Origin of the sequence: Bradyrhizobium sp. 197 (assembly GCF_023073375.1) — a bacterium.
Taxonomy (GTDB): Bacteria; Pseudomonadota; Alphaproteobacteria; order Rhizobiales; family Xanthobacteraceae; genus Bradyrhizobium.
The window spans coordinates 134,655-144,945 of sequence record NZ_JADPJJ010000077.1 but is presented as its reverse complement, the minus strand read 5'-3'; the positions used below and the strand labels follow the sequence as shown (position 1 = coordinate 144,945).

General features: G+C 63.3%; 13 protein-coding genes. All 13 read right to left on the bottom strand.

Annotated features, from left to right (window positions below):
- Window positions 1-131: 131 nt before the first annotated feature.
- Window positions 132-590 carry a hypothetical protein gene (locus tag IVB27_RS18700; RefSeq protein WP_247444801.1) on the bottom strand — a complete coding sequence of 153 codons (459 nt, stop codon included), beginning with the start codon at window positions 588-590 and terminating at the stop codon, window positions 132-134.
- Complete coding sequence (locus IVB27_RS18695; RefSeq protein ID WP_247444800.1) at window positions 587-1,099, bottom strand: flagellar biosynthesis protein FlgN; 513 nt, start codon at window positions 1,097-1,099, stop codon at window positions 587-589. The genes IVB27_RS18700 and IVB27_RS18695 overlap by 4 nt, the downstream gene beginning before the upstream one ends.
- A 42-nt stretch (window positions 1,100-1,141) precedes the next feature.
- Entirely contained in the window at window positions 1,142-1,621 is a 480-nt protein-coding gene (locus tag IVB27_RS18690; protein ID WP_247444812.1) for a rod-binding protein, read from the bottom strand.
- Window positions 1,618-2,037, bottom strand: coding sequence for a hypothetical protein (locus IVB27_RS18685; protein ID WP_247444799.1), 420 nt, complete (start codon window positions 2,035-2,037; stop codon window positions 1,618-1,620). Before IVB27_RS18685 ends, IVB27_RS18690 begins: the two co-directional genes overlap by 4 nt.
- Before the next feature lie 6 nt (window positions 2,038-2,043).
- A complete protein-coding gene (fliR, locus tag IVB27_RS18680; protein WP_247444798.1) occupies window positions 2,044-2,796 on the bottom strand; it encodes a flagellar biosynthesis protein FliR in 753 nt (250 codons plus the stop codon).
- Complete coding sequence (gene flhA, locus IVB27_RS18675) at window positions 2,793-4,874, bottom strand: flagellar biosynthesis protein FlhA (RefSeq protein ID WP_247444797.1); 2,082 nt, start codon at window positions 4,872-4,874, stop codon at window positions 2,793-2,795. The genes fliR and flhA overlap by 4 nt, the downstream gene beginning before the upstream one ends.
- A gap of 96 nt (window positions 4,875-4,970) precedes the next feature.
- The gene (fliQ, locus tag IVB27_RS18670; protein WP_106945789.1) at window positions 4,971-5,237 is read right to left on the bottom strand and encodes a flagellar biosynthesis protein FliQ; all 267 of its coding nucleotides are present in this window, start codon (window positions 5,235-5,237) and stop codon (window positions 4,971-4,973) included.
- Complete coding sequence (gene flgD, locus IVB27_RS18665; protein WP_247444796.1) at window positions 5,234-5,653, bottom strand: flagellar hook assembly protein FlgD; 420 nt, start codon at window positions 5,651-5,653, stop codon at window positions 5,234-5,236. Before flgD ends, fliQ begins: the two co-directional genes overlap by 4 nt.
- Before the next feature lie 14 nt (window positions 5,654-5,667).
- Window positions 5,668-6,078: a flagellar biosynthesis repressor FlbT gene (flbT, locus tag IVB27_RS18660; protein WP_247344631.1), complete on the bottom strand. Its 411-nt coding sequence runs from the start codon at window positions 6,076-6,078 to the stop codon at window positions 5,668-5,670.
- Window positions 6,078-6,422: a flagellar biosynthesis regulator FlaF gene (gene flaF, locus IVB27_RS18655; RefSeq protein ID WP_247444795.1), complete on the bottom strand. Its 345-nt coding sequence runs from the start codon at window positions 6,420-6,422 to the stop codon at window positions 6,078-6,080. The genes flbT and flaF overlap by 1 nt, the downstream gene beginning before the upstream one ends.
- A gap of 46 nt (window positions 6,423-6,468) precedes the next feature.
- Complete coding sequence (locus IVB27_RS18650; RefSeq protein ID WP_247444794.1) at window positions 6,469-7,515, bottom strand: flagellar hook-associated family protein; 1,047 nt, start codon at window positions 7,513-7,515, stop codon at window positions 6,469-6,471.
- A gap of 3 nt (window positions 7,516-7,518) precedes the next feature.
- Window positions 7,519-8,994 carry a flagellar hook-associated protein FlgK gene (gene flgK / locus IVB27_RS18645; RefSeq protein ID WP_247444793.1) on the bottom strand — a complete coding sequence of 492 codons (1,476 nt, stop codon included), beginning with the start codon at window positions 8,992-8,994 and terminating at the stop codon, window positions 7,519-7,521.
- A gap of 34 nt (window positions 8,995-9,028) precedes the next feature.
- Window positions 9,029-10,255, bottom strand: coding sequence for a flagellar hook protein FlgE (locus IVB27_RS18640; RefSeq protein WP_247444792.1), 1,227 nt, complete (start codon window positions 10,253-10,255; stop codon window positions 9,029-9,031).
- Window positions 10,256-10,291 lie beyond the last annotated feature (36 nt).

Genomic DNA, 10,291 nt, shown 5'->3' with positions numbered 1-10,291 from the left:
CGAGAACTTCTTCGGCAAGCTCAAGGAATTCAAGCGCATCGCAATGCGCGCCGACAAGACCGACCAGAGCTTCACTTCAATGATCTATCTGGCCGCGGCCGCGATAAACTCCAGATGAATCCCAACAGACCCTAGGGCTTCTGCTGGAATTCTTCCTTCGACACGTAGTTGAAGTCTTCGACCAGGACATCCTGGACGACTTCGGCCTGCATCCGCTCATTGACGCGCTGCTTGATGGCCGTCGTGAGGATGGAGAGGTCGTAACGGGCGAGTTTCCTGAAATCGAGGCGGTCGTCGGCATAGATCCTGCGGAAGGCTTCGTCGACGACGAACGGCTCGGGCGGAACGTTGAGCTGGTGCATGGTCCGCGCCTCCACGGTGTAGACGAAGCGCGCGACGATGTAGCCCTGCACGTTGCCACCCTCGACCATGGGCACGCTCAGCGCCCGCGTCTTCTGATACTGCAGCCCGTCGAGATATTCGTCCTTCGCCGGCAACAGGGTGCCGTTGTCCTTCCAATACGCGACGGCATAGCTCGTGCCCGCGGTGAGGATGCATACCCAGAGCCCGGCCAGCACCAGTCTGATCATCTTCCGTCCTGTGCTGCTCGACCGGTATAGGTGCCGTCCGACTCGGCGTCCCTGATGGCCTTGACGATGATGGTCGCGACCTCGCGTACCGCGTCGTAGTGCATTTCGAGGAGAGAACGATTTCGCTCAAGTTTCTCGCGCAACCGCTGGATCTCCTCGGTGATCTCGACCTCGCCGCCGAGATGCATTCGGGCCCGCATCAGGCGGACGAATTCCAGCATACTCCGGCTCTTCCGGGCGCTGAACTCGTCGAAATCGATCTTCTTGCCCGTACCGAGCGCGACCGTCTCTTCCTCAACGATGCTTTCGAGCCGGCGGATCGCAGCCAGCAGGCCCCGCACCTCATCCAACCTCGCTGTATCCGCGCCTTCGTTCGCCAACTCGCCACCGACATTCGAGAGCAGCACGGGCAACAGCGCATCACCGGGCGCGGCTGCCGTCGTCATCGCCTCGGTGTCCACGACCGGCTGCTCCATCACCAGGGCCGCCGCGCCTTCATGTGCCTGCATAGGAAATTCACCCTTCAACTTCTATCACCCATTCCCGGATCGTCATCCGGCCTTGCCCGTAACGTCCGGCCCGGCCGGATGCGCGGCGGCGAGCTGCTTGGCAATGCCAATGCCCTTGCCCTTTGCCAGCTGAGCACCAAGTTGCTCCGCCAGCATCGACTTCCAGACGCCACCGGCCGTACCCTTGCCAAAGACCTCCTCCGACTCCTTCGGCAACATCGTCTCGACGAAGGTCTGGAGGATGAAAGCCTCGAACTTCCGGTACACCTCGCCGGATGCCGGCGCCTTGATCACCTGCACCGGCGCCCCGTTCACCGCACCCGACGGCGCTTCCGAAACCTTCGACGCGGATTGTTCTGCAGCGGCCGCCTTCGCCTTGCCGACCTCCGCGTCCATCGTGGCGGCGAAATCCGTGTCCGATGATTTCAGCGCATCGAGCTTGGCGGTCGCCGCGCGCTGCGCTACCGGGTCGGCGGCATCGAGGACGTCGAGGACGAGGTCGGGTGTCGCTGTCACGATCATGTCTTGTTCCGGTTGGCTGGCCGTGGCGTCCACTCGCGCACGGTGAGACTTGTTCCCGTCATCTCCTCGAGCGATTTCTTCTCGGCGTCGCGAAGCTTGTCCGCGAGCGCCGCCTTGGCGACCTGCTCGAACTGCTTCACACGGCGGCTCTCCGCGCGAACCTGGTCGAGCTGCTGCGAGGCCTGCGCCTGAATCGCGCGCGTGCCGACGCTGGTCCTGGTCAGGCGCCGCGCGATCGATTCGCTCGATGATCCCACCGGCGGCTTGCCATCGTTCAGGGCTCCGACCAGCCATTCCTGCTCGTCCTGCAAGCTGCGCTCCTGCTGCCGCAGATGCGCGAGCTGCCACTCGGACAGCCGGAGCTGGAGCTTCACGAGCGAGACCAACCGGCCGAGCTTGTCCGCGCGCGAGGTCATGACCGATCACTCCGCCAGCCATGACGAGACGCCGAGCATGAATTGCGTCAAGAGCTCGTCGCTGGTGAGGTAGAGCAGCAGGAAGCCGCCGAACAGCACGAACGGCACCGAGATGAAATAGACCGGAATCGCCGGCGTCAGCTTGTTGACCAGGCCGACCGCCAGGTTGACGATGACCGAATAGACGATGAAAGGGCTGGTGATCCGCAGCGTCAGGACGAATGCTTCCGACAGCCGGCCGACGAGCAGCTCCAGCGCCATGCCGCCGCCGAACTTATCGCCGGGATGCCAGACGTCGTAGGAGTTCATCAACCCGCGCAGGACCTGCCAGTGCTGGTCGGTTATGAAGAACAGCGTGGTGACGGCCGTCATGATCAGCGGCACCAGAGCCGGCGCCGGATCAGTGTCGCCGATCGGCGTCCCCGGGATGTTGCTCAGCCCTATGGCACTCGCCATCACAGTGGCCATGGTCTGGAGTGCGAGGAAGAACACGCGGCCGCCGAGCCCGATGACGCTGCCGACCACGAGCTCGGAGCAGATCAGCAGCGCGAGCGTCAGCGGTGCCGCGTTGTCCGTGAGAGGTTTCAGGACAGCGACCAGGATCGGCGTCAGCGCAAACGTCGTGACGAGCGCGACGAACAAGCGGACCTGGGCCGGGACGTTGACGCTGGAATAGCCCGGCACCAGCATCAGGCAGGCACCGATGCGGCAGAACACGATGAACGTCACCAGCACGCTGTCGGCGAGGCCGCTGATCACGATATGGCTCCGAGTGCTCTGATCTCGGTGCTGCGCGCGACTTCGACATGCGACAGAATCGGCAGAGTCGGAAATACCCGTTCCAGGATCATCCGGACGTAGGGACGGGCTTCGGGGGTCACCGCCAGCACGACGCTGGTGCCGTTCTCGGTGAACTTGCGGATCGCGGCGCTGGCTTCGGTCGCAAACTGCTCGATCAGGCGCGGGTCGGCGTCGAATTCGACGACGTCGCCCTTGGCGTCGCGCTTCAGGCTCTGGTGGAACGCCAGGTCCCAACGATTGCCGAGACGGACCACGTTGAGCACGCCGTTGTCGGACAGGTCGCCGCAAATCTGCTGCGCCAGGCGCGTACGCACATGCTCCGCCACCTGCTCGGAGCGCCGCAGATGGGGCGCGATCTCGGCGATGGCCTCCAGGATCAGATGGAGGTTGCGTATCGACACGCGCTCGGCCAGCAGGATCTTCAGGATTGCCAGCAGTCCCGAGTACGATATCTGCGACGGGCAGAGATCCTCGACCAGGCGCTTGTATTCGGGATCGAGCCGGTCGAGCAGGCCGCGCATGTCCTTGTAGGACAGGAGCTGGGCGAGGTTGGCCCTGATCACTTCGCTCAGATGCGTGAGCAGCACCGACAGATTGTCGACCGGCTTGCAGCCCTGACGCTTGACCTCGTCGGTGAAAGCGTCCGTCACCCACAGCGCTTTCATGCCGAAGGCCGGCTCGATCACCTCTTCGCCGGGCACGTCGGGCTTGCCGTCCTTGTCGACGAGCACCAGCACCTCGCCGAGCCTGAGCTCGCCCTGGGAGACGCGGGTGTCGTGGATCCGGATCTGATATCCCTTGGGATCGATCGACAGATTGTCGGTGAGCTTGATCTCGGGAACGACGAAGCCGTACTGCTTGGCGAACTTCTTGCGGATCTTGGCGACGCGGTGCGCGAGCTCGGTCCGCGAGCCTAGCAGATGGACCGACAGGTGGCCGCCGAGCGCCAGCTCGATCTCCGCGGTCTTGAGCGATTCCTTGACGGATTCCTTGGCCTCGACCTGGGCGCGTTCGTCGGCCTTGCGCGCATCGTCCTTCTGCTTCAGGGCCGCCTGCCGCCTCGGCAGCGAGTATCCGACGAAGGCCATGGCGCCGCCGAGCAGCAAGAAGGGCGCCATCGGCAACCCCGGCATCAAGGCAAGCACGAACATCATCAGCGCGGCGGCCGATACCGCGCGCGGATAGCCGCCGAGCTGGCGCAACACCGCCTGCTCCGCCGACCCCCTGGTGCCGCCCTTGGAGACCAGCAAGCCCGCCGATAGCGACACGATCAGAGCCGGCATCTGCGTTACCAGACCGTCGCCCACGGAGAGTTTGGTGTAGACGTCGGCGGCACGCGACAGCGTGAGTCCGTGATGGGTCACGCCGATGATGATGCCGCCGAAAATGTTGATCGCGGTGATGATCAGGCCGGCGATGGCGTCGCCGCGGACGAATTTCGAGGCACCGTCCATGGCGCCGAAGAACGCGCTCTCCTCTTCCAGCTCGCGGCGCCGGCGCTGGGCTTCCTTGTCGTCGATCAGCCCTGCGGACAGGTCCGCGTCGATCGCCATCTGCTTGCCGGGGATGGCGTCCAGGGTGAAGCGGGCGCCGACTTCGGCGATACGCGTCGCGCCCTTGGTGATCACGACGAAGTTTACCGTGACCAGAATCGCGAAGATGATCAGGCCGATGACGAAGTCGCCGCCCATGACGAACTTCGAGAAGCCGGCAACGACGTGGCCCGCGGCGTTTTCCCCCTCCCCGCCCCGCGACAGGATCAGACGAGTCGTCGCGACGTTCAGCGCCAGCCGCAGGATCGTGGCGATCAGCAGCACGGTCGGGAAAGCCGAAAAATCGAGCGGCCGCTGGATCCACAGCGCGACCATCAGGATCAGCGCCGACAGTGCGATCGAGAAGGCGAGGCCGAGATCGATCAGGATCGGCGGGATAGGCAGGAACAAGATCGTGAGCATGGCCACGATACCGCCTGCGAAAAAGGCGTCGGCGCCCAATCGTCGCGGGGTCGGCAGGCTGGCAGCTAACGTATCGGACATAGGTCACCGGCAGAGAATCCGGCCCTTAATCTGCCGTGCAAAGCTTACGCGGGGGTGGTGGCAGGAGGTGGCCAGGGGTGCCCGAGCCCGCCCGGATCAGAAGCCGCGCTCGATATGCGAATAGACCATCTCGGTGAAGGTGGAGAGATGGGCTCCGATGAAGGAGCCGGAGACGGCAACGACCAAGAGAATGACGATGATCTTCGGAACGAAGGTCAGCGTCACCTCCTGGATCTGGGTCAGAGCCTGGATCAGCGCGATGAGGGTGCCGACCAGCATCGCGGCGCCAACGGCAGGCCCGGAGGCGACGATGATGGTCCAGATCGCCGCCTGGACGATGTCGAGAGCGTCCCGTTCGTTCATGACTGGCTGATCGTGAGCCCCGGGCCGACCGCGACTTTCGTGCCGTCCTCGAGCGTCGCGACGGAGCCGTCGGTGTTGATGGAAATCGAAGCGACCTTGCCGCTGAAGGTCGCTCCGGTCGAGTCCGTGAAGCTGACGGTCTTTCCGATCAGCCCGTCTGCCTGCGACAGCGATTGCGAAGACAGCAGAGAGTCGAGCTTGGTATTGGTCTGCATCGCCTGCTCGACCGACGAGAGCTGCGCAAACTGGCTCATATATTGCGAAGTATCCATCGGATTGGTCGGATCCTGGTTCTTCATCTCTGCGATGAGGAGCTGAAGGAACGTGTTGTAGTCGACGCCGGTGCTCGACGTCGACGTGGTTGAGCTGGTCGAACTGGACTTGCTGGTGCTATCGGTCGCGCTGGTGACGTTCATGTGACTCTCCGCTGTCAGGCAGCCTCGAATGGGGAATCGATCGTGGCGCCGGCCAGGATGGCCTGCTCCACCGGAAACAGCGCCCGGATCCGCTTGAGCGCTTCGAAGTAACGGGTTGCTCCGACCAGTTCGTCGACCGCGCCAAGTCCGAGCAGCATCTCGTGGCTCTCGCACACCGCGATCAGGGCTGCGTGATGCTGCCCGTAAAGCGCCGAAGCATCCCGGACATCGGTCGGATTCATCAGCATGAGCTGGACGATGAAATAGAGCTGCCGCAGCGCCGTGGTGGCGTCGGACGCCTGCATGATCTGCCCTTCGAGCAGGAACATCACGTCGTTGACGAGCTCGACGGAGACCTTGCGGTCCACGCGCAGCACCGCGCCGTTGATGTAGACCCGTTCGCCCGCTCGCAAGGATATCTTCATCAAAGAGCGTCTCGGATCAGACGGTTGATTTCGATGAGCTGCATCACGTCGTTCGACCTCTCCTCGCGAAGGCGATCGGCTTCCTTGACGACCCACAGGCCGATCGAGATGATGTCGGCGCGCAGCTTGTCCGGAAGTCCGTTTTCCGGATGCGCGAGATCCTCGATGAAGATCGTCCACAGCCGCCGCACGTAGAGCAGGCTCTCGACCAGATCCTCGATGCTGAAACGGTCCTTCTGGATCCGCTCGAGCCGGTCGATGCCGAGGCTGAGCGCCTGCCGCTCGCGGCCCCGCGCTTCATAGCCGCTCTCGTCGACGACCGCTTCATAGGCTTCAAACGTCATCAGGACAACTCTGCCTTACAAAGGAGGCTTCTCAAAAGTACTTGGCTCAGAGGTAGTTGATGAGGCTGATCTGCTGGAGCTGCGATGTCAGCGCCAGCGCTGTCTTGATCTGGGTTTGCAGCGTATTGACCCGGACCGAGGCCTCGGTCGGGTCGACCGCCTCCATCTTGACGATCTGGTTGTTGAGGATGTCCTGCTGCAGCTTCAGCCTATCGGTCGCGCCGGTGATCCGCTGCTGGACCGTGCCGATGTTGCCGCCGAGGGTAGCAAGGTCACTGATGGCGTTTCCGACAAGCCCGATAGCCTTGTCCACGACGACCTGGAACGTCGCTTGGTCCAGGTTCACGTTCCCGAGATCCGCCATCATGGTGTAGGCCTCGGCGAGCTTGCGGAAGCCTGGCTGATTGGCGCTGACGGAGGTATCGGCGATCTCGGTCGTGGAGATACGGCTTTGCATGACCTGGTCGGTAGCCGATGACCAATTGGTGTTCCAGGCCGGGCTCGCGAACTCGGCATCGAAGGTGGTGTCGAGGAAGGTCTGCATCTGGGCCGGGGTGATGCTGCTCACGCTGGCCGAAGACTGGGCAAAGCCGAAAGTCGCGAGGAAATCCGCATCGACCTGGTTCTTGCTGGCCGAGCCCGCGGTGTAGGCCGTGATCGGCGTGTTCTGCGTGTTGATCCCCGAGAAAAGAGACGAGCCGTTATAGGAGACGTTCAGCGCGCCAATCAGATCCTGGAGGTTGGAGGACGCGGGCGGCAGGATGATCCGCCCGCCGCCGTCGGTACTGCGGGCCGCGATCAGGTCCTTGAGGAAGTCCGTTGCGGTCGAACCAAGCTGGGTGATCCGGCTCTGCGTTATGTCCAGGCGTCCCGAGACCAGCCCGTTGGTATCGACGAGCTGATCGGCGAAGCTCAGGTCTGCTCGCAGGGTGACATCGCTTCCCGTCGTGGCACCAAGCTCGAGGCCAACATCGGCGAAGCGGCCGGTGGTGGCTTCCTTCGAGGCCTTGGCGAGCGCGGCCTGATTGTTCGTAACCGAGGACCTCAGCGACGAAGACAGCATCAAGGTCGAGATGTAGTTCGCACTCATCATGACTTAATTCCCCACGGCGGCCAGCAGGCTCTGCAACATCTCGTCGACGGTGGAAATGATCTTCGACGAGGCCGAATAGGTCCGTTCGACCTGGAGCATCAACGACATCTCGTCGTCCATGTTGACCCCGTTGACGTTGGACAGCGCCGCGGTGCTACGGTCGAGAAGCGTGTTCTGGTAGGTGACATTGTCGTTCGCGGCCGTGCGCTGGCTTTCGATCCAGCTCGCCGAGGACGACGCGAAGTCGATCAAGCTGCCGTTCGGCTTGCCTTGCGTGGTTGCATCGAACGGCTGCGACGCGTCCATGTTGCCGATGAGCTGCTGCAGCCGGGTCGAGTAGCCGGCGTTGCCGGCGGTGTTGTATTGATATGCGGCGCTGCCGCTGATCGCGCCGTCGCGCAGCAGATTGGGGTTGCCGCCCTGAACAGGGTCGACCGAAGCGGCCACACTGATCAAGCCCGCCAAGCCGACCGAGACGGTGGCGCTCGCCGGCATCGCCGGCGCACCGGGATAGGTGAACAGGCCGGGGACGTCCGGCAGCACGGCGCCGGACTGGTCGACTTCCTTGAAGGCGTCGACCAGGCCGCGTGCGACTTCGTCAAGCTGGCTCTGATACGTGACCGCGGCGTTGTCACGCAACTCGGCGAGGCCGGCGAGCTTGCCGGACTTGAGCGGCATGACGGAATTCGCGCCGGTCACGGGTACGCCGTCGATGTAGACGGCATTGCCCGTCGTGCCGGCAGTGTAGGCGTTGGTCGGGGAAAAGCTCACCGCGCGCGCCGTCTTGTCGAACAGAACGACACCGCTATCGGCATAGAGCGCCGCGTCGCCGTTGGGACGGATCGACATCGTGACGCCGAGTTCTTGCGACAGTTTCGAGACGATGCTGTCGCGCTGGTCGAGGTAGTCGGTGACGTCGTCGCCGGAGATCGTACCCTTCACGATCGCGGTGTTCACGCTCTGGAACTGGGAGAGCAACTGATTGATGTTCTGAACCGACGTATTCATGTCGGCATCCGCGCCCTCACGGACCGACTGCACGGTTTGGGTCGCCTGGTTTAGCGCCGTCGCCATGTCCTTGGCAGACGCGACCGCCGCCTGCGCCAGCGTGGTGTTGTCCGGGGCGTTGGCATATTGCTGGAGCGCCTTCTTCAACGCATTGAGCTGCGCCGTCGACGACTGGTCGAGCTCCGGATCGTCGACCGTCGAGGCCGCGATCTTCTGGAGACCGTCATAGATCGCGCTCTGCTTGGTAGACGACGAAGTCGCGGTCAGGACGTTGGTGTACAAGCCGCTGCTGGCGGCGCGCTGGATCGCCGCGACGTAGACGCCAGCACCGGGGTGATTGTCCAGCACGGTGAGCTTGCGCGAATAGCCGGTGGCGGTGGCCCCGGCGATGTTGCGCGAGATGACCGACGACTGGATGCCCGACGTCATCAGCGAGGAGCGGGCGGATTCGAGAGCGGCGGTAAGGTTCATGATCTGCTCTTGCCGGGATCGAGCGCTGAGAGATTCAGCGCTTCAGGTTGACGACGACATCCAGCAAGTCGGCGCCGGTCTGGAACGATTTCGAGTTCGCAGTGAAGCCGCGCTGCGCCTCGATCATCGCAGTCAACTCGTCCGCCAGATCGACGTTCGAGTCTTCCAGAGCGCCCGACTGGATGGTGCCGAGCCCGCCCTGGCCGGCGAGGCCGACCTGCACGTTTCCGGAATCCAGGTTCGGCGAATAGACGTTGCCGACTTCGGGCGTCAGATGGTCCGGGCTCGGAACGTTCGCGAGCGCGATCTGGAAGCTCGGCAGCTCGGTGCCGTTCTTGAGCACCGCGGTGACCACGCCCTTGTCGTCGATGTTCACCTTCTCCACCGCGGACGGGGCGTTGCCGTCGACCGTCGCCTTGAAGTCGAAGCTGGACGCGACCTGGGTCATGGCCGACAGATCCATGTTGAAGGACGAGCCGCCCGGGATGGTCACGGTGAGCGAGGTCGGGCTTGCGGCGGCGAGCTTGCCTTTGCCAGTCGCGGTGACATCGAAGGTGAAGGTATTGAGACCACCCGCGAGCGCGGTGCCGGTGGAAGAATCATAGAGCTGGATCTGCCAGGTGTTCGCGGCGGTCTTCGCAGCATAGACGTCGACCGTCACCGCGTTGCCGATGTTGTCGTAAGTGACGACCGAGGTCTTCGACGTGTAGGCGCCGGGACCGGGCGGACCCGCGATGATCGCAGCACTCGGATCGAGATTGGCATCGACAGTTGCCTTGGTCGAAGGCGACGCCTGGAGCGCCATCTGGTTGACGTTGATGACCTGGAGGCCGCCGAAGCCATTGGCGGCGACGGTGGGCGTGGCGCCGTTGGCGATGTTATAGCCCATCAGCTGGAAGCCGGCGGAGTTGACGAGATTGCCCGTGCTGTCGGGCACGAACGCGCCGGCGCGCGTCAGAAAATTGTTGCCGTTCGGATCCCGCACGACGAAGAAGCCGTTGCCCTGCACCGCGAGGTCCGTCGCCGAGGTCGTGAACTGGTAATTGCCGGCATCGCTGATGGCATAGCGGACCGTGGTCTCGACCGCGCCGGAATCGTAATTGCCCGAGCCGCTCTTCAGGATCAGCGATGAGAATTCGGTCGAAGCCCGCTTGTAGCCGGTGGTGTTGACGTTGGCGATGTTGTCCGACACCATCGACAGCTTGTTGGACTGCGCGTTCATCCCGGAAACACCGGTGCGCATAACACCATACAGGCTCATGAATTGGGCTCCTTCGGTAGGTTGCAGTTACAATGG

Bases quoted from the DNA above. Each gene is read 5' to 3' on its own strand.
- IVB27_RS18700 (WP_247444801.1), bottom strand. From the start codon at position 590: ATGATCAGACTGGTGCTGGCCGGGCTCTGGGTATGCATCCTCACCGCG.
- IVB27_RS18695 (WP_247444800.1), bottom strand. From the start codon at position 1,099: ATGCAGGCACATGAAGGCGCGGCGGCCCTGGTGATGGAGCAGCCGGTC.
- IVB27_RS18690 (WP_247444812.1), bottom strand. From the start codon at position 1,621: ATGATCGTGACAGCGACACCCGACCTCGTCCTCGACGTCCTCGATGCC.
- IVB27_RS18685 (WP_247444799.1), bottom strand. From the start codon at position 2,037: ATGACCTCGCGCGCGGACAAGCTCGGCCGGTTGGTCTCGCTCGTGAAG.
- flhA (WP_247444797.1), bottom strand. From the start codon at position 4,874: ATGTCCGATACGTTAGCTGCCAGCCTGCCGACCCCGCGACGATTGGGC.
- fliQ (WP_106945789.1), bottom strand. From the start codon at position 5,237: ATGAACGAACGGGACGCTCTCGACATCGTCCAGGCGGCGATCTGGACC.
- flgD (WP_247444796.1), bottom strand. From the start codon at position 5,653: ATGAACGTCACCAGCGCGACCGATAGCACCAGCAAGTCCAGTTCGACC.
- flbT (WP_247344631.1), bottom strand. From the start codon at position 6,078: ATGAAGATATCCTTGCGAGCGGGCGAACGGGTCTACATCAACGGCGCG.
- flaF (WP_247444795.1), bottom strand. From the start codon at position 6,422: ATGACGTTTGAAGCCTATGAAGCGGTCGTCGACGAGAGCGGCTATGAA.
- IVB27_RS18650 (WP_247444794.1), bottom strand. From the start codon at position 7,515: ATGATGAGTGCGAACTACATCTCGACCTTGATGCTGTCTTCGTCGCTG.
- flgK (WP_247444793.1), bottom strand. From the start codon at position 8,994: ATGAACCTTACCGCCGCTCTCGAATCCGCCCGCTCCTCGCTGATGACG.
- IVB27_RS18640 (WP_247444792.1), bottom strand. From the start codon at position 10,255: ATGAGCCTGTATGGTGTTATGCGCACCGGTGTTTCCGGGATGAACGCG.